The 17544-nt window shown below is 53.0% G+C and carries 22 protein-coding genes and 1 other RNA gene; 6 read left to right on the top strand and 17 right to left on the bottom strand.

Features of this window, described 5'->3' with window-relative positions; translation table 11 throughout:
• Nucleotides 1-2 precede the first annotated feature (2 nt).
• From NE562_RS14365 to NE562_RS14350, 4 genes are all read right to left on the bottom strand, one after another.
• Nucleotides 3-1172 (bottom strand): PBSX family phage terminase large subunit, encoded by a 1170-nt coding sequence (locus NE562_RS14365; protein WP_280963120.1) that lies wholly within the window; start codon nt 1170-1172, stop codon nt 3-5.
• Nucleotides 1156-1644, bottom strand: a complete 489-nt coding sequence (locus tag NE562_RS14360) for a terminase small subunit (protein ID WP_280963149.1) — start codon at nt 1642-1644, stop codon at nt 1156-1158. Before NE562_RS14360 ends, NE562_RS14365 begins: the two co-directional genes overlap by 17 nt.
• 107 nt (nt 1645-1751) lie before the next feature.
• Complete coding sequence (locus tag NE562_RS14355) at nt 1752-2237, bottom strand: hypothetical protein (RefSeq protein WP_280963119.1); 486 nt, start codon at nt 2235-2237, stop codon at nt 1752-1754.
• A 166-nt stretch (nt 2238-2403) separates the two neighbouring features.
• Nucleotides 2404-2811 carry a hypothetical protein gene (locus tag NE562_RS14350; protein WP_280963118.1) on the bottom strand — a complete coding sequence of 136 codons (408 nt, stop codon included), beginning with the start codon at nt 2809-2811 and terminating at the stop codon, nt 2404-2406.
• Between the two features lie 679 nt (nt 2812-3490).
• Between NE562_RS14350 and NE562_RS14345 the strand changes: the two genes are divergently transcribed.
• Nucleotides 3491-3988 carry a hypothetical protein gene (locus NE562_RS14345; RefSeq protein ID WP_280963117.1) on the top strand — a complete coding sequence of 166 codons (498 nt, stop codon included), beginning with the start codon at nt 3491-3493 and terminating at the stop codon, nt 3986-3988.
• Between the two features lie 543 nt (nt 3989-4531).
• Here the strand turns inward: NE562_RS14345 and NE562_RS14340 are convergent.
• The 3 genes from NE562_RS14340 to smpB all read right to left on the bottom strand — a co-directional run bounded on the left by NE562_RS14340 (nt 4532) and on the right by smpB (nt 6383).
• Nucleotides 4532-5239 carry a DUF6291 domain-containing protein gene (locus tag NE562_RS14340; RefSeq protein WP_280963116.1) on the bottom strand — a complete coding sequence of 236 codons (708 nt, stop codon included), beginning with the start codon at nt 5237-5239 and terminating at the stop codon, nt 4532-4534.
• 265 nt (nt 5240-5504) lie between these two features.
• Nucleotides 5505-5863, bottom strand: a transfer-messenger RNA (tmRNA) gene (gene ssrA, locus NE562_RS14335).
• Nucleotides 5864-5915: 52 nt separating this feature from the next.
• Complete coding sequence (gene smpB, locus NE562_RS14330) at nt 5916-6383, bottom strand: SsrA-binding protein SmpB (RefSeq protein WP_280963115.1); 468 nt, start codon at nt 6381-6383, stop codon at nt 5916-5918.
• A gap of 207 nt (nt 6384-6590) precedes the next feature.
• Between smpB and trxB the strand changes: the two genes are divergently transcribed.
• Nucleotides 6591-7502, top strand: coding sequence for a thioredoxin-disulfide reductase (gene trxB / locus NE562_RS14325; protein WP_330646025.1), 912 nt, complete (start codon nt 6591-6593; stop codon nt 7500-7502).
• A gap of 63 nt (nt 7503-7565) precedes the next feature.
• Here the strand turns inward: trxB and NE562_RS14320 are convergent, their stop codons facing one another.
• Both NE562_RS14320 and NE562_RS14315 read right to left on the bottom strand, forming a co-directional pair.
• Nucleotides 7566-8453 carry a fumarylacetoacetate hydrolase family protein gene (locus NE562_RS14320; protein WP_280963147.1) on the bottom strand — a complete coding sequence of 296 codons (888 nt, stop codon included), beginning with the start codon at nt 8451-8453 and terminating at the stop codon, nt 7566-7568.
• A 177-nt stretch (nt 8454-8630) separates the two neighbouring features.
• Nucleotides 8631-9656 carry a hypothetical protein gene (locus tag NE562_RS14315; RefSeq protein WP_280963114.1) on the bottom strand — a complete coding sequence of 342 codons (1026 nt, stop codon included), beginning with the start codon at nt 9654-9656 and terminating at the stop codon, nt 8631-8633.
• Nucleotides 9657-9889: 233 nt separating this feature from the next.
• Between NE562_RS14315 and NE562_RS14310 the strand changes: the two genes are divergently transcribed.
• Both NE562_RS14310 and NE562_RS14305 read left to right on the top strand, forming a co-directional pair.
• Nucleotides 9890-10186, top strand: coding sequence for a helix-turn-helix domain-containing protein (locus tag NE562_RS14310; protein WP_280963113.1), 297 nt, complete (start codon nt 9890-9892; stop codon nt 10184-10186).
• 131 nt (nt 10187-10317) lie between these two features.
• A complete protein-coding gene (locus tag NE562_RS14305; RefSeq protein ID WP_280963112.1) occupies nt 10318-10614 on the top strand; it encodes a helix-turn-helix domain-containing protein in 297 nt (98 codons plus the stop codon).
• A gap of 802 nt (nt 10615-11416) precedes the next feature.
• Here NE562_RS14305 and NE562_RS14300 read toward each other — a convergent pair.
• The 7 genes from NE562_RS14300 to NE562_RS14270 form a co-directional block, all read right to left on the bottom strand.
• Nucleotides 11417-11899, bottom strand: a complete 483-nt coding sequence (locus tag NE562_RS14300) for a hypothetical protein (RefSeq protein ID WP_280963111.1) — start codon at nt 11897-11899, stop codon at nt 11417-11419.
• A gap of 25 nt (nt 11900-11924) precedes the next feature.
• Nucleotides 11925-12266, bottom strand: a complete 342-nt coding sequence (locus tag NE562_RS14295) for a thioredoxin family protein (RefSeq protein ID WP_280963110.1) — start codon at nt 12264-12266, stop codon at nt 11925-11927.
• A 22-nt stretch (nt 12267-12288) separates the two neighbouring features.
• On the bottom strand, nt 12289-13287 hold the full coding sequence (locus tag NE562_RS14290; RefSeq protein ID WP_280963109.1) for a permease: 999 nt from the start codon (nt 13285-13287) through the stop codon (nt 12289-12291).
• The gene (locus NE562_RS14285; RefSeq protein WP_280963108.1) at nt 13287-13580 is read right to left on the bottom strand and encodes an ArsR/SmtB family transcription factor; all 294 of its coding nucleotides are present in this window, start codon (nt 13578-13580) and stop codon (nt 13287-13289) included. The genes NE562_RS14290 and NE562_RS14285 overlap by 1 nt, the downstream gene beginning before the upstream one ends.
• A gap of 179 nt (nt 13581-13759) precedes the next feature.
• Nucleotides 13760-14269 carry a helix-turn-helix domain-containing protein gene (locus NE562_RS14280; RefSeq protein ID WP_280963107.1) on the bottom strand — a complete coding sequence of 170 codons (510 nt, stop codon included), beginning with the start codon at nt 14267-14269 and terminating at the stop codon, nt 13760-13762.
• A 219-nt stretch (nt 14270-14488) separates the two neighbouring features.
• The gene (locus tag NE562_RS14275; protein WP_280963106.1) at nt 14489-14974 is read right to left on the bottom strand and encodes a hypothetical protein; all 486 of its coding nucleotides are present in this window, start codon (nt 14972-14974) and stop codon (nt 14489-14491) included.
• Between the two features lie 299 nt (nt 14975-15273).
• Nucleotides 15274-15489: a hypothetical protein gene (locus NE562_RS14270; RefSeq protein WP_280963105.1), complete on the bottom strand. Its 216-nt coding sequence runs from the start codon at nt 15487-15489 to the stop codon at nt 15274-15276.
• Between the two features lie 81 nt (nt 15490-15570).
• On the opposite strand from NE562_RS14270, the gene NE562_RS14265 reads away from it, so the two are divergent.
• Nucleotides 15571-15747, top strand: coding sequence for a DUF6472 family protein (locus tag NE562_RS14265; protein ID WP_280963104.1), 177 nt, complete (start codon nt 15571-15573; stop codon nt 15745-15747).
• A 7-nt stretch (nt 15748-15754) separates the two neighbouring features.
• Here NE562_RS14265 and NE562_RS14260 read toward each other — a convergent pair whose 3' ends face one another.
• Nucleotides 15755-16336 carry a sugar O-acetyltransferase gene (locus tag NE562_RS14260; RefSeq protein WP_280963103.1) on the bottom strand — a complete coding sequence of 194 codons (582 nt, stop codon included), beginning with the start codon at nt 16334-16336 and terminating at the stop codon, nt 15755-15757.
• A gap of 113 nt (nt 16337-16449) precedes the next feature.
• Between NE562_RS14260 and NE562_RS14255 the strand changes: the two genes are divergently transcribed.
• On the top strand, nt 16450-17262 hold the full coding sequence (locus tag NE562_RS14255; protein WP_280963102.1) for an alpha/beta fold hydrolase: 813 nt from the start codon (nt 16450-16452) through the stop codon (nt 17260-17262).
• Nucleotides 17263-17544: the final 282 nt, after the last annotated feature.

The raw sequence follows: 17544 nt of genomic DNA, 5'->3' as shown, positions 1-17544 counted from the left end.
CTCTACCACCTGTAAACGCCGCGCAGGATCGTCATGCAGAAATACCGCATATCGTCCATCGCGTGATCGTTCTCCTTGATTACTTGATCCTCTCCGGCCTTGTCATCCCACGCATACGCCCCAAACTCGCGGATGCTGTCCGCGCAGTTTTCGGCCACCTGCACCTTGCCGGCCGCGAGCAGGCGCGCCGTGTGCCGTATGCCGTCCAGCACGCTGTTATTCGCCTTTTGCACCCGGAAGCGCCCGTGCCGCCTGATCGTCTCGATAAAGCTGGCCGCGGATGGGTCGACGACAATATCCTGTATCACCCGGTCACCCGCGAGCTTTTCCAGCGCGGCATAGTATTCTTCGTCGGTTTGCTGCCGTTTTTCCTTGCGGCCGTCGTAGTAATACTCGGCCACGCGCACGGCCCGCTCCGGCGTCACGCACCAAAGCCCCGCCGAAAACGGGTTCATGGTGCCGTAGTCACAGCTTATGTACCACAAGCCGTCAGTCGGCAACGTGCGCGCGATATGCTCGTCCGCATTAAACGCCGGATAGACAAGTCCTTCCGCGCGCACCCAGCGCCCAAGCACAAAGCGGTCATAGTAGACCGTACCGGCATAATCCCGCCTAATCTCGGCAGCAACACGCGAGTCAAGGAAGGGATTATCGTCCAGCGTGTAGCTCTGCCGATAGATGTCGCTGTCGCCCTTGAGGAAATCCAGAAACCAGTGCGTGGGCGCGTCCGGGTTGCACGTCCCGTCGAAGGTGCTGTTGGGGTACGACAGTCGAGATTTCAGCATCGAGAACACATCCTCGTGCCACGTCGTCACCTCGTCGCCATAGCAATACTCGATGCCCGCGCCCTGAATCTTCGATACCTGATTGACCTTATCCGCGCCCAGCACATAAACCGTCTTACCAAAAAGCTGCACGGTGTTGTCGCTGATCGTGGAGCCTACAAGCCGGTCTGTCCATATCTCGCGCATGGGATCGAGCAGGTTGCGCCGCAGCGTGCCCTGCGTGTTGCCCAGCATGACGATCAGTCCGCCGTTATGGCAAGCCCGGATGCGCTTGGGAATCATGAAATAATCCAGATACGTTTTACCCGAGCGCGTCGCGCCCTCCTTGACGTTCCAGCGGTGCGTCGCGTGCGTCCAGTATTCTTTTTGTTTAGGACTGAGCCGCATCGTCGATCCCCTCCAATATCCTGTCGAGCTTTTCCAGCGCGTCGGTGTCCGCGCCCTTATTGAACAGCCCGACATGCTTGCCGAGCAGCTCGAGGGCCTTGATCTTATCCGCGAGCTTGACCTCACGTTCGACGCCGGTATCCATCTTTTTGATCTTGATCCCGGCCAGCGCCGCCCGGTCGTCCTCGCTTGCATCCGGCAACACCTTGCCGCTTTTGAAATCCACAAGCTGCGTCGGGTCGACGAAGGCCAGCCGCGCCAGCTCCCGCACGACGCGGTCGGCATTGACGCCCGTCCGGCGGCTTCGTTCAGCGATCGCCTTGTCTACACGCGCGCGAATATTTGGGTTCTTCAATAACGCGTACCCTTGCTGCCCCGCACCGTCTGTCGAATACCCCGCCCTGATAGCCGCCTGCGTCGCATTCAGGTCGATGAGATATTCATCGACAAATAGCTGCTGCTTCTTGGTGATAAACCCTCACCCCCTTTCAGGCATAACAAAACCGCCCACGGAATCCGCGGACGGTTGTATCCTCTTTACCATATTTCCTTTGTGCTAGAACTTGTCCATTGTCATTTTTAATGAGATCCGCGTTTACTTTTCTTTTCAAGCCGTTCCTTTGCGCATAGGATCGCCAGCTTGCATCTGCTATGACTTTTGCAATAGTCCAAAACGTTCACAATGGCCCATAAGCCAATTATCAAAAGTATCGCTGTTATCATGATAATGAGCACATGATAATTATCCGCTATAGATTGTAATTGATTGGCCATTTGGTTTACGTTTTCTTCGTTTTCCCATGCATCCGGAAGGCTCGCCTGAAACGACATTAGCGCCGCAGGTATATTCAGTAGCGCAATTTCAAGCGCTATCCCGGACAACACGATAGCAAACACTTGTCCAGCAAATCCGTGTTCCAAGCAGTGCAATTTTTCTTCCTGCTCAAATAAGTATTTTTCCAGATCGCGTTTTGATTTACTTTTGCAGAGCTTCTCGCACGCTTCTCGCTCTTTTTCGTAATGAAATTCTGATAATCGGATTTTGATCCTCTCGCGCCACATCATGACTACCACTCCGCAATCCTATTTTCTCCATAATACCGTAGAATGGCAGATGTTACAACAACAAAAGCAGCCCCGTCTCCGAAGCTGCTTTCCCGGTTACGGTTCCTTTGTCCATCAATCCATGGTACCAGTATAACCCCTTGCATAGGGTCGCGTTAGGCAAACTTTATGGCAAGTCCAAAAATTTTTCTACGCATCGGATAAACTCCGAGCTCCATGTATGGGCCGTCCGCTCACTAATCGGCACGCACAGCGCCGCCCCACACAGCGTGTGCGACTGGTCCCAATACACCCGTCGTATCAGCTCCAACCGGTGCCGTCCATGATTCATACGCTCGGTCTCGGCAATCGCGGCGCTCACCGCGTCATACCGCCGCTGCTCCTTGTCCGTCAGCCGGTCAACGACCGCACGCTCCACCGGCCGCCCGATGCCGCCGCTGCCATGCCCGCCGGACAGCCCATAAGCAGCAGTGACGCTCTGCGCGCCGACGCTCTCGGCCTTGCGTTTCAGCGCCGGGTAAGACCGTATGATGCGCTTTGTATATTCCCACCAATCCTCACGGTATCTGCTCAAGATATCAACTTCCTTTCCTTTTACCCTATCCCGGCCTCTTGCATACGAAACACCGCCCGCGGACAAACTACGGCCGAGGTGAAAACTATGCCAAAGGATAGCCAACCCGACAATAAAAAAGCCCGCATGGAAAAGTGCAACGGCCAGACGCCCATCACACGTGAAAACCAAAACCAAAACCGCAACGCCAAGAAGCATTCGGTCAAAAACAACGACGTGTGATCCTCCCGCCCCCTAACCGGGGCGGGTTTATTGTATTGTTCCGGTAACGCCGCATTGCTTTAATGGCTCTCTTTGCTCATACCAAACCATCGAACCTGACGCAGAGGTATGTGGCGGTTCTGACCGTTTACAAGCCGCATCCAAAGGAGGTCACACCCAAAGCGCACTTCTGATGCTGCAAATTCTTCTAGGTAGCCATCAAACCATCTGACTGTTATCATGTTCATTTCACTCCCCCTTCCTGCTTGCGGCGGTAGTACCTGTCATGCAAGCCGCGCCATGTGCTACAGCTCTGCGGCAGTTGGTCTGCCCGATAAAACGGGCACTGTTTCGTAATAGGCATCCAACGGCTCCTCTCCCTATCCATTCTCAGGCGTATTCATCACTTCCTTTGCTTTTGACAATATTCATTCTTATTGATAGAATTAACATATACTGAGTTAAAGCAGGTGCGCTGATGAATAAACAGAATCAATTCAAACTGGACGTGCTCGCTCTTCGCGCCCGTTGGAGAAAGCAGGATGCAAAGGCACAAGCGTCCAATCACAAAGAGTATCTTGCACTTGCATCCCGCAAGCTTTATGACTTATACGCCACCTATCCTGATGTCGATCTTTTGTTTCAGCGTCTCAGTAAACTTGAGCAAACGTCTCATGTAACGAGCGAGTTTCTTCTCCCGTTTTTCATCGGCGCTCTTTCCGGCTTGTTGTCGACTGCTCTATGGACAGTCAGCGATCAAATAATGAATACCGGAAGCACACATAACAGCATTTTGGTGCAGGTCATTAATTTTTGTAGTGTGATACTCTTTTCCCTCATTATCGTGGGTACACTATTGTGGTATGCCTACTCCATTTACAAGACATCCCGCTTAAAAGGAACCGACGATTTTCTTTTAGAGCTTGAAGTCAATATCCTTCGCCAGCTTGTACTGCCATCCTCTGACCTTCTGTAACATCCTCTCCCGCCCCATAACCGGGGCGGTTTTGTTTTATTCAGACTGTTTCTGCTTTAGTGGACACCACTGCGGAGCCGTCTTCGTCGGGATCTTTTACTCCCGGCTCCGTGTAATGATACGATCTGGTCCATATTTGGATTTTGCGGCCAGATGGCAGCAGTAAAATATGTTTCGTCCGACGGTGCAGTAGCAGGGTTGCATGTACCGGCCCTTTTTACAGATTATCGTTTCCATTGTTTTCTCTCCATTCTGGTAGCCATCGCCCATCCCCCACCGGTAGTGCCGATATGCTGGGCACACAGACTGTATGATGCTATCGCATCGATTTAAGCCTTTGCAGGTTTCACACGGATTGTTCATTCCTCGCACTCCCAGATCTGCACCTCGATCCTCGGGTTCTTCTTGTCCACGAAAAACCGGTCCTCTCCTGCTTGAGCTTTGACGCCACGGACTGCGTCGTGCGGCCCAGCGCGCAGGCGATCTCGGCATAGGTCTTACCTTCCGATCGCAGCGCATGGGCCGCGGCGCCCGCATAGCGTGTCAGTCATGGCCCGCCTCCCGCCTGTGCGCCTTGACCCGCGCCGCCCACTCGTTCTCCCAGTCGGCCAGTTGGGCCGTTTTGTGCGGCGGCGCGCCGGGCTGGTCCCTGCCGCGCTGGTCCAGCCGGTCCCAGATGATCCCCTTCCAGCCCGCCGCCATGCACTCGCGGATCAGCGCGGCCACCGCCTCGTTGCCGTACTGCTCCGCGTGCGTTTGGATGCTGGTCACCAGCGATTTTAGGCCGGTCGGCTTGTAGTCCTCCTTGCGCTCCCGCTTGTAGCGCAGCCACTCGTTCGCCGCCTCCAAAAGCGCTGGCGAGCGATCTTCCAAGGGGGTAAGGGGATTCTTATTTTCTGTTTCTTTTTCTGTATCTGTCTCTTTCTCTGTATCAGGTTTTTGGGGTTCCTCGGAAAAGCGTTCGTTTGTTTTGGGTTTCTCCGGCTTGCCGTCGCCGTGCGGCGGCCTGCCGCCCTTGGCTCCGTTTTCCCGGTTTCGTTCGCACCGCTCGCTGTACTTGTCCGCATCGCGGTCGAGCTGCGCCCGAATGAAGGAAAACGCCATCTTGGCCGCCCCGGCAAGTTCGCTCTCCCTGCCATGCTCCGCGTACTCAAAAAGCGCCGTCAGCAGCGCGCCGCGCTCCGCGTCGGTCAGCAGCTCCAAATGCTCCCGGTAATCGAAATACAGCATAAATGCCTTGCGTCCCGCCATTATGTCTCCCTCGTTTCTATTGCCAGTAAAACCGGCCGAAATTACTTTATCAAGTATTTATATCTCTATTGTACGACAACATTTTTTACTTGTCAACGTAAATTTACGCAATCACGTATTCTGTTAGATAATAACGAAAAAAAGGCTACCATTGAGAAACTCTCAACGGTAGCCTTTTTTACTTTTTAGATGATAGTGAGCAAACCAGTACAAACACACCGCCAACCATATAAATAGCTGGCGGGTGTTCGTACAGCTCGCCATTTGGTGGAGCCGAGGGGAGTTGAACCCCTGTCCGAAAGCGCATTCACAGTGACTTCTCCGGGCGCAGTTTGTCGTTTGGCATTCCCTCTGCTGTCCGCCGACAAACAGGCTGACAGGTTCAGTAGAGTCATTTTACATGACGGGGGCAACTCTTACCCCGTACACGTTCACCACTAATCGACGCCAGACACCCGGGCCGTGGTCCTCCCGGGGCTGACGGGCTAAGCCTTAATTAGGCAGCCAGAAGTTTAGAATTGTTGTTGTTTAATTTATAAAAATTAAATTGGAGCTTTTTACGCAGCGCCCCGCTGCGGCCCGCTATCCCTGCTTCAACACCCCCGTCGAACCCGTTACGGCCCCATATAAAGTGGGGCAAACCGGTTTGCGCGGAGCGCAGGTGATTTTTCTTTGATCAACGATTTCTCATCTTCATCGCGCGGTCGATCTCGCGCTTTGCGTCGCGCGCGGCAATGCTGTCGCGCTTGTCGTACGTCTTTTTGCCGCGGCATAGGCCGAGCTGAATCTTGACGCGCGAATTTTTAAAATACACGGCAAGCGGAATAAGGGTGTACCCTTCCTGCTTGGTGCGGCCGTACAGACCCGCGATTTCCCGCTTGTGCATGAGTAAACGCCGCACGCGCAGGGGATCCTTATTAAAGATATTGCCCTTTTCGTAGGGGCTGATGTGCATGCCGCGCACGAACAGTTCGCCCTCTTTAAAGGAGCAGTACGAGTCCTTGAGGTTCACCTGTCCTTGGCGGATGGATTTTACCTCTGTTCCCGCCAGTTCGATGCCCGCCTCGTATTTTTCCTCCACAAAGTAGTCGTGCCATGCTTTTTTATTGGCGGTGACTTGCTTTGTGCCCTGTTTTTCAGCCATGGCAGCCTCCTTTTCCGTGGTACATTTTATAATACCACGGGCGGGCGATAATGTAAAGCGTCATCTGTGTTACAAATTTCGCGTAAAAATGCCGAAATACTCTTGCGCTTTGTTTAAAAATAGCCTATACTGGGTCCACAAACCGGTCCGCATGGCGCACGGCGGACGGACATATACTAACCGTAACGCAAAGAAGGAAGTGTGTGCATGATGACCGATGTATTGATCCTAGGCGCGGGCCCCGCCGGGCTGACCGCCGCCATTTACGCACGGCGCGCGGGCCTGACCGCCACCGTATTCGACAAGGGGTTTGCCGGTGGGCAGACCATCATCACGCCTGAAATAGAGAATTATCCGGCGATCGCCTCTATTTCCGGCCCTGAATTTTCGCAGCGGCTGTACGAACAGGCGGTATCGCTCGGCGCGGCGTTCAAAAATGAAGAGGTGCGGCGCGCGCAGCTTTCGGGCACGGTGAAAATTCTTTCGACCGAGCAAGGCCCATACGAGGGCCGCACGGTCATACTGGCCGGCGGCGTCAAGCGGCGGGAGCTTGGATGCCCGGGCGAAGCCGAGCTTGCGGGCAAAGGCGTTTCCTACTGCGCCACCTGCGACGGCGCGTTTTTCCGAGGCAAGCAGGTGGTGCTGGTCGGCGGCGGCAACACGGCGCTGGAGGACGCGCTGTTCCTCTCCAACCTGTGCGAAAAGGTGACGCTGGTCCACCGGCGCGACCGCTTCCGCGGCGAAAAGCAGCTTTCCGACGCGGTGCTCGCGCGCGATAATGTAGACGTGCGGTATTCGAGCGCCGTCACCCGCATTTTGGGCGAAAGCCATGTGGAGGCCGTCGAGATCACGAATCTAGCATCCGGGCAGACCGCGCGCATCCCCGCCGCCGGGGTATTCATCGCCATCGGCTACGAGCCGGACAGCGCGCTGATCGCGGGTCAGGTAACGGTGGACGAGGCGGGCTATATCGTCGCCGGGGAGGATTGCCATACCAACCTATCCGGCGTGTTCGCCGCGGGCGACGGGCGGCAGAAGCCGCTGCGCCAAATCGTCACCGCCGCTTCGGACGGCGCGGTGGCCGCCTATCAAGCGGCGAATTATATCAACGCGCAATAAATATTAGAGCGAGGAACGTACAACGGCGTTCCTCGCTCTTTTGCCGCGCCTTGCGGCGCTTTTTTATTCCACGCGGTTTGTCAGCGAACCGATCTCCCCGATTTCGCAGACAACGGTATCGCCCTTTTTCAAAAAGCGCGGCGGCGTAAAGCCCATGCCCACGCCCGCGGGCGTGCCGGTGGCAATGACCGCGCCCGCCCGGAGCGTCATGCCGGAGGACAGCTCCGCGATCACCTCGTCCACGCCGTGGATCAGGTGGTCCGTGTTGCTGCTTTGCCGTATTTCGCCGTTTACCGTGCTGGAAATCGCCAGCGCGGGCGGGAACGCGACTTCGTCCGCCGTCAGGATGCACGGCCCCATGGGCGTGAAGCCGTCCAGACTTTTGCCGAAATACCACTGGTTATAGGTGGTCTGCAAATTGCGGGCGGACACGTCGTTTACAACCGTGTAGCCGAAAATATAGTCGGGCGCGTCCTTTATCGAAACGTTTTTCGCGTCCCGCCCGATGACCACGCCCAGCTCTGCTTCGTAGTCAAGGCTGTCCACCAGTTCTTCGTAGGCGGGGATGGGGTCGCCGTCGCCGGTGGCCTCGAAAACGCGCTTGCCGAAATAGGTCGGCTTTTTCCGGTCGACCAAAAACGCGTCCTCATGAAAGCGGGCGGATTCCACCGCGTGGTCGGCGTAGTTGATGCCAAGGCACATCAAATCCTGCTCCGGGCGCGGAATGGGCGCGCGCAGGCGCACGGTGTCGATGCGGCGCGGCGCGCCGGTCGCCGTTTCAGGGTCGCGCAAGCGTTCCAGCTTCGCGGGCGTGATGCGGCGGATCAGGTCGAGCATATCGGTGAAGGAAAAGCCGAACGCCTCCACCGGCCAAAGCAGCCCGGGCCACTGGGCATAGCCCACGCCGAGCTGATCCCTCCCCTCCTCTGTTTGATAGGTGTAAAGCTTCATAGTTACCGTTTCCTTTCTGCTGTTACGGAAACGGGCGCGGAGCGTTTGCTCCCCCGCCGTTTTCCGCGTTTTATCAATCGACCTTATCATAGCACAAAGGACGCTTTCTTAAAAGCGCCCTTTGCAAAACTTAACTTGTTTTTTATGCGGCTCGTTGGGAAAGGGCGGTCGTCCCCCCTACTCTATACTTATCATGTGGGGCGCGGGGCCGCTTATGTTGAACGCCTTCAGCCGTGGCACGATGTTTTGCCTTTCCAGCGCGATCGATTCTTGGTGCAACGTAATCAGTCGTTCCTGCTGCTCTGTGTTATAGATTACAAAATCTGATACCGCGAGTATTTCAGACCATAGAATCGGCCTGCCAAATACGCTTATGTGCGCCGGCTTCATTTTCGCGTATCGATGTCTTTTGATGAGGCGTGACAAAATTGCCACCGGCTCCGAAACAGCCATTGCCTGATCTACCAAAAACAGCGCACTATTGCAGCGCTGTAAGATAAACCCCACAAATTGTTTTAGATGATACAATATTTCATCGGTAATCACCGTATGATCTAAAAACAAACTGCAAATAACCGGCTGCGACACCACGTCTATCCTACTGCGCTCCATTACCCTTGATTTTGCATAGCCCGTTAGCGCGTGCGCGATTTTGTTCAGGCGTAATCCTATCGTTGTTGTGGACCGGCTATAGCAATTCGCAAGTTCCAAAAGGGTTGCACCGCAATCGCGCTGTTGTTTTAGCTGCTGTTGCGCAGGCGTCAGGCAGGGAATACAGTTTTGTATGAAGCGCAAGGTATCTTGTTGTACAAGATCAATTAGCTTTGCTTTTGAAAGATGGGCGTATCGATATAATTGGTTGTCAGAGGCGAGATCGGTATAGTGATAGCAAATCGCATAGTCGGAGCGGTCAATCACCCAGCGGTCTATACGATTGCGCAGCCGTATATATTTACGATTGTTTTCACATGCCATTAAAGCGGAGGATACAACCAGATGGTCGACGATACAATCCGGAAAATACCAATCCTCATCCACCGATCGTTTCTGCCGCCATTTATTTGCCACGGTTGTTATTTCGATACATTTATGAGGATAGGCCATTTTAGCTTCCACCACAGCACACAGGCATAATAACATGCATTCGCCCGTTTCAGAAGGGAACAGGAAATTGATATCATCGTGAACCTCTGCGATCTCCAATACGGCTTGTTGCAAGCGCGTATAAAAATACGTGTCTATTACAGGATCATCACAGAGGAAAGTACATGTTGTCATTGGTCATTCCCTCACTTTTCGTTTTGGTTATTACAAATATTCTCTAACATATATCCGCGTTTTTCTAATATTATTTTATTTTTTGTTTAAAATATCAAATATTATAAGACAAGTTGGCAGTATGATATTGTTATATACTCCACAAAGGGGAAATAGATTTGATCTATGATTTTGGAAAACGCCTAAAAGAATTGCGCGAAAATAAGAATTTAACACAAGATCAAGTAGGAAAAAGGCTTGAACTTACAGGTGCCAGCATTAGCGGATATGAAAATAATATAGCTATGCCCCCACTTGATATTTTGAAACGCTTGGCTTTACTCTACGGTGTTACTACAGATTACCTTTTAGGCTTGGAAGATCGAAAAGCCGTTATTGTGGAAACCAAAACCGCTGAACAAGAGAAAGCGATAGAAGAGATCATAGATATTATTAAAAAAGCTTTTATAAAGTAATTTCCATTTATATATTACCATTTCTCTACCAAAAATCAAGTATAATTTGAATAAATCTTTAATTTCTCAAATCTTATAAGACTTGCATGCTGTAGACTATAAGTATAATACTCCACAGGGAGGAATTTACTTTGGTCTATGATATGGGTGAACGATTGCGTAAGCTACGCGATTCATACCATTTGACGCAGGATCAAGTTGGAAAAAGAATAGGCGTATCCGGCGCTAGTGTCAGTGGTTACGAAAATAATATAGCAATGCCTCCATCAGAAGTATTAAAGGAATTGGCATTGCTTTTTAGAGTTACGACCGACTACCTCTTAGGCTTGGAGAATCGAAAAGTCATTGTCATTGACGCGAAGAATAAAAAACAAGAAAAGGCTATTGATGATATTTTAAGAATTATTGACGATACATTCATCAAGTGATATTTTAATAACGCCAAAAGGGGCTACGACGAAACGCGTTTCGTCGTAGCCCTCGTTTTATAGAGGGATTCACCGAGCAAGTAGGGCGCGACGCCCTCGGCGCGCCGTCTCGAAGGGACGTAACACTTGCTGAAAAACCATGTCCCTTCGCTCGGCCGTACCGGCCTGTTTGATGCTATCACTTATCCCGGTGCTTCGCTCTCGGCGCGCCGAGGGCGTCGCGCCCTACAAACTTGGCGACTCACGCCGCCGTACGCGGCTACCGCCGCGCATGAAATTGTGAGCGAAGCGAACCACCGATCAAACGAAGCGCCGGGATATGTGGGCGCGCAAAGCAGGCCGGTCCGGCCGAGCGAAGCAACCCGTCCACTGAATCCCTTGGCACCCGATACGGCTCCATGGCAAATTGTTGATATAACAAAAGGGCGGCAAGCGCCGCCCAAGTCAGGAGCAAGGGAAAGGAATGGAGTTCCAAGGGGAAGGGAAAACCGTAAGGTGTTCCCCTCCCCTTGGCCCCCGCGCCGGGCGGCGCATCGTCCCTCGCGGCTACCGCGGCGCTTTTTATTGCGAGCAAAGCGAGCCACCGACGAATCCCTTGGCACCCGATACGACTTCACGGCAAATTGTTGATATAACAAAAGGGCGGCAAGCGCCGCCCCCGGACAGGGTTAGGGAAAAGAGTAGAAGTCAAGAGGGCGAGGAAAACCGCTAGGTGTTCCTTGCCCTTTTGCCCCCGCGCCGGGCGGCGCACCGTCCCCCGCGCCGGGCGGCGCATCACCCCTCGCGGCTACCGCCGCGCTTTTTATTGCGAGCAAAGCGAGCCTCCAACCATACGCTCGGCATATAGATCATAATCGACGTGCCATGCGCCGTCGTCTTGAACCGTTACATCCTGCCAGTGAAAATAGTTTTCCTCAATTTTGGCAAAGACCCATTTACGCCGTTCATTTTCGATGTTCGTGAGCACGATCAAGCCGTCTTGCTTCCTTGCTTCCAGCCGTATGATCTTTCCAGTAAAGCCATAGGCGATATCCCACGCATGCGTGCCGGGATTATAGAGGCGAAGCGTCGTTCCGCGTTCAAAATCGGGCAAAATGATAATATCCTGAATCGCCATGCCTTCCAGCACCCATGAAAAATGCCATTCGCCCTTAATCGATCGACCATTGCTGTTGTCAATATAGTCGATCTTCCAACTGCCGACCAGCTTCCCGAAATAATCATATTCCTCAGGCAGCGCCGCGTTCCTATGTTCGCTTGTCAACGTTTTTAAAAAGTCCTGCATTTGTTAATTCCTCCGCTCCTATTCCTCACGCCTTACGCAAAATTTTCACTATTTCTTCAGCTTTGAGAACTTTACCGTAGGACACTACTTTGCCATCCATCACCAGCGCCGGAGTGGTCATTACGCCATATCCGGCAATCTGCGCGAAGTCCGTTACATGGTCAATGACACAGTCCATGCCAAGCTGGGCAAGGGCCTCACGGGTCGCGCCTTCCAACTGGTTACACTTCGCACAGCCGGAACCGAGAATTTTTACGGATGCGCCTTCGCTCTTAGCGGTTTCCGCTTTCTCCATGTTTTCGGGGGTGTAGCTTCCCCCACAGCAGCAAGAAGTGGTTTCTTCTTTCTTTTTTCTAAACAGTCCCATCGTCAAACGCTCCTTTTTAAGTTTATAGTATAAACGCTTGAATTGCGTTAAAGAAATAGCCAACCAGAATAATGCCAACGGCGCAAATGCCCATAAACAGTCCCAGCAGCTTTGGCTTCACAGCCTTTTTCAGCATAATCATGGACGGCAAACTCAGCGTGGTGACAGCCATCATAAAAGCTAGGATCGTGCCGAGCTGCGCGCCCTTAAAAAGCAGGGCCTCGGCAATGGGGATGGTGCCAAAAATATCGGCGTACATAGGGATTCCAACCAGTGTGGCGAGTATAACGCCTAAGGGATTGTCGCTGCCCAATGCGGCCTCGATCCAGTGTTCAGGAATCCAGTTGTGAATCAATGCGCCTATACCAACGCCCACGAGAATATAGGGAAACACCTTTTTGAGGGTGGCGAGCATTTGCTCTTTAGCATAAACAAGCCGTTCTTTCTTCGTCAAGTCAGGAGATTCAATGTCCACGTTGCCCGCTGTGAGGATAAAGCTCTCCACATATTTTTCCATGTGCAGCTTCTCAATGACGGTTCCGCCTACCACAGCGATAACCAGCCCCACCAACACATAAATGATGGCGACCTTTGATCCGAAAATACTCATGAGCAGAACAAGGCTCCCCAGATCCACCATGGGAGAGGAAATCAAGAACGAGAATGTCACGCCCAGCGGCAAGCCCGCACTGGTAAAACCGATAAAAAGAGGGATGGATGAACACGAACAAAACGGCGTTACCGTTCCCAGCAGGGCCGAAACGCAGTTTGCCCCCATGCCGTGAAACCGTCCGAGAATCATCTTACTCCGCTCCGGGGGGAAGTAGCTCTGGATGTAGCTGATTAAGAAAATCAGAAAGCAGAGCAGAATGGTAATCTTTACTGTGTCGTAAAGAAAAAACTGAATACTGCCGCTTATGCGGCCACTCATATCCAACCCCAGTTTAGAAAGGCCCATACCTATTAGCTCATTAAGCCATTTCATACCCAGAATTTGATTTTGAATGAAATCCCAAATCATCAGCAGCACCCTCCGTTTACCTGAGAGCAGGATAAACTTTCAATAAATTGCTTAAACTCGGCCAGAGTTTCACAATTCAAGGAGTAGAAGTTCCACTTGCCCTCTTTCCGCACCTCCACAAGCGCGCACTCACATAGAATTTTCATGTGGTGGGAAAGAGTCGGCTGTGTAATTTCAAATTGTTCCAACAGCTTGCAAGCGCATTTTTCGCCATCAGATAGCATTTGTACAATTTGCAGTCGGTTGGAATCTCCCAGCGCCTTGCAAAGTAACGCTACGTCGATCGTATTCATAAGCAACACCTCGCATTCACAATCGTCTATGTGTTATTATATGCAATACATAGATAAATGTCAATGCGTTGAGAAAAAAACAGGAGCCAATTCATCATTGACCCCGTTTTCATGTTAGGAGAACGCCTATTTGTCAAGCGCGCCTTCTCCCACTACTGTAACTGCAAAGTAGAGCTGTTTTATGCTTTTTTCCGTGTCAAGAAAATTCCAACGATCGCCCCTATCAGGACAATCGGCGCTAACCTGACAAACAGCCATTCAAATGCGTGAAAAGCTACTCCGACAATGGCGGTTTCAGGGTCATGATAATTCCAACCCAAGTAAGGACTCTTGCATACGAATAAGGCCGCAGCGAGGATTCCTATGACAATACACAAAGAGATCAGCAGCCCATGAAGGATTTTTCTTCTTGTGGTTTTCCTTCGCGCAAGCTGTAAGTTTATAATCTCCAGTTTTTCGGAAAGCATTTTTATGTCGTCAACCTTCGACTCGGTAACAGTTTCTCCAAGTAACGTGCTTGCGGATGTTTCAAGCGCCTCTGATAGGGCAATTAACATATCAGAATCAGGAACTGACAAGCCTTGCTCCCATTTAGAGATTGTTTGCCGTACCACATTCAGCTTAATCGCAAGCTCTTCTTGCGAAAGTCCTTTTGACTTTCTGAGTGCTTTTATGTTTTCGCTTAACATGCGGGATAACCTCCTTTCTTTCAGTTGTTGTCCCTATTGTATGAGAAACCGCCCGTTGCTACAAGCAACGCATATTAACATTCACGCTTTGTGGCCGTCATGAAAGACAATTTTCGATTTATCGAGTACGCCTTTTCCCCAAAAGGCGCGCTTGGTAACCCGATTTCATTACAGTATCTTGCTTCCCCCCATCCCCTCCATACAACTTCTCATTCGCTACTATGAATCCGCCTTACGCACATTCACCTCTGCACAAACCAATTTTGCTATATGCTCCGCTGTTTCATTCGTCAGCAGGAAGAACATTCCATCATTCCGGCATTTTTTATGCGTGTTGCCATTCAAGGTATAAACAATACCTTTCACACAGGTAGCGCTGCAAGCATTCGGATCAATAAGCCTCTTGCAGTCACGGGAAGCAGTCATTTTCTTTTGCATATCGGCGGGCAGGGAAGCGATGATATCCTCATATCTGCTCGCATTGTCGCCGTAAATCCGTGCCAGAATGCCCGACTTGCGAAATACCCAATTCATTACTGTTTTCTTCTTCAGTTGATAGGACGCAGCATAACCGCTTTTCGCTTCTTTGATTACGAGATCACAGCCCTGCTGCATAAGTTGGTTATTCAGTTTCTCGACAAACGCCTGATATTCTGGCGCAACTGCCGAAAGAAACTCCTTGAATGAACCCTTTTCTTTTGCCATTATCTATTTCTCCCTCAAATTCCGATTTGTCGGGTACGTCTTATCCGGTTCGGGGGAAACCACCAGTATATCGGTTTCCCTCCATTCCCTTTGCCCGCGTGCGCGAACGCGCATGATCCGCGCTTTTCTATACACTAACTGAAAAGCGCTCCGTCTGTCAAGCAGTTCCGCGTATTTCATCGGCGCCTTGATGAAATACAGCGGCGCTCGAACGGCAACAAGGGCGCTTCCCGACCGGTCGACACGCCGACGCATCGGCTGAAAACGGTCAAAAAGCGCCCCATTCAGGCTTAATTTTCTTATTTCATGTCCCGCACCTGCCGCAGCAGGCCGTCGATACGGCTTTGCGGCACAAACCGCCGCCCCATCTGCAAAATGCGGTAAAGCGGCATGCCGTACACCCGGCGGCGCACGTTCGCGTCGCGCAGGATGGGAAATTCCTGCATCAGCAGCGCGCGCACGCGCGCGTTTTGCATCAGCTCGCCCACGGTCACGCGGCCGTTTCTTAGATCCATTCGTTTCTCACCTCCGTGGGCATTCTATGCATTTGCCCCGGACGCCGCTCTGTGCTACAATAGGAGCGAGGTGATTTTCCTATGGAACAAAACTGTGATACCTGCGCCCTGAACGTCTATGACGACGAAGCGGACGCGTATTTCTGCGAGGCCTATATCGATCAGGACGAGCTATACCGCCTGCAAGCGGGCCATGTGAAGGCCTGCCCCTATTACCGGTCGGACGACGATTACGCGATCGTGCGCCGCCAAAACTGACGCGGCGTTACAGAATGACGCGGCGGGGCTTGGGCTCGATTTCGCGGAGCACGCGGCAGGGGTTGCCCGCGGCGAGCACCCCGGCGGGAATATCCCGGTTGACCACGCTGCCCGCGCCGATCACGCTGCCATCCCCGATCGTCACGCCGGGCAGCACGCAAACGTGCGCGCCGATCCAAACGTTATTGCCCACGGTGATGGGCTTGGCGTATTCCAGCCCGGCGTTGCGCTCGGCGGCGTCCAGCGGGTGGCCCGCCGTGTAAAACCCGCAGTTCGGCGAGAGGTACACATGGTCGCCAAAGGTAACGGGCGCGCCGTCCAGCACGGTCAGGTTGTGGTTGGCGTAAAAATGCTTGCCCACCCGCATATTGTAGCCGTAATCCACGAAAAACGGCGGCTCGATGATAATATGCTCGTCGCAGCGCGCGAGCAGCGCTTGCAAAATACGAAGGCGCTCCCCCGCCTGCGCGGTGCGCGTTTGGTTATAATCAAGGCATATATCCTGCGCGCGTGCGCGGTCCGCCAGTATTTGCGGATCGTAATTCGCGTCATAAAGCAGCCCTAGGGCTGCTTTTTCTTTTTCCGTCATAAAAATTCCTCCTTTTGGCCGTTGCAACGATAATACCACGCCCCGCCCGGCGATGCAAGCCTTTTGCCGCGGGTGCATAGTATGAAGGGAAACGCAAAAAGGAGGAACCCCCTATGTTTTATGTCAGATCGACGGACGGCGTAAAAATCGCCGTTTTTGAATACAACCCCTGCGGACGGCGCACGGCCGTGCTCGTTCACGGCTGGCCGCTTTCCCACAAAATTTACGAATACCAGATCGAACTGCTCACCCGGCACGATTACCGCGTGATCGCCATCGACCTGCGCGGCTTCGGCGAATCGGACGCGCCCGCGCACGGCTACTGCTACGATCAGATGGCGGCCGATCTGTACTGCGTCGTCCGCGCGCTCGGCCTGTGCTGCTTCGCGCTGGTCGGCTTTTCCATGGGCGGCGCGATCGTGCTGCGTTACATGCGCAAATTCCGTGGGTACGGCGTATGCCGTTTGCTGCTGCTTGCCGCCGCCGCGCCGAGCTGGACCGAGCGCCCCGGCTTCCCCTACGGCATGACGCGCGAGGCGGTGGACGAACTGATCGAGCTGGCGCAGACCGACCGGCCCCAGCTCGCCTGCCGGTTCAGCCACGAGCAGCTGTTCGCCAGCCCGCACCCGGATTCGGTAAAAGATTGGTTTGAGCAGATCGCGCTTTCCGCGTCGGGCGTGGGCACGGTGCAAAGCGCCTTCGCGCTGCGCGACGAGGACGGCCGCCGCGATCTGGACTGCGTACATGTGCCGACCACCATCATCCACGGCGACAAGGACGTGGTCGTTTCCAGCGAGCTTGCCGCGTACCAGCACGAAGCCATTCCCGGCTCGCGCCTGTACACGCTGGACTGCTCGGGCCACGGCATCATGTACGACCAGCTTGAACTGTTCAACAAGTACTTCCTCGACGGGCTGATGAACTGAACCGCCCCTTTCACCGCCCGCCCAAACTGCGCACAGCAAACGCGGTAGCCGCGTACGGCGGCGTGGGTCACGCCGCCCTACAACATGGGCGATCGCCTATCCACTGAATCCCATGGCACCCGGTACGGCTCCATGGCAAATGGTTTATATAACAAAAGGTCGGCAAGCACCCTTTGGGCTCCCCCCAACGAGGGCATATGCGTAAACTTAAGCAACGTATGCATAGCGCGCTCTTTGGGCTTCCCCCGACGAGGGGAAGCTGGCACGGCGAAGCCGTGACTG

Origin of the sequence: Butyricicoccus faecihominis (assembly GCF_024462775.1) — a bacterium.
Lineage (GTDB): Bacteria > Bacillota > Clostridia > Oscillospirales > Butyricicoccaceae > Agathobaculum > Agathobaculum faecihominis_A.
This window is presented reverse-complemented; position numbering and strand designations above follow the sequence as displayed.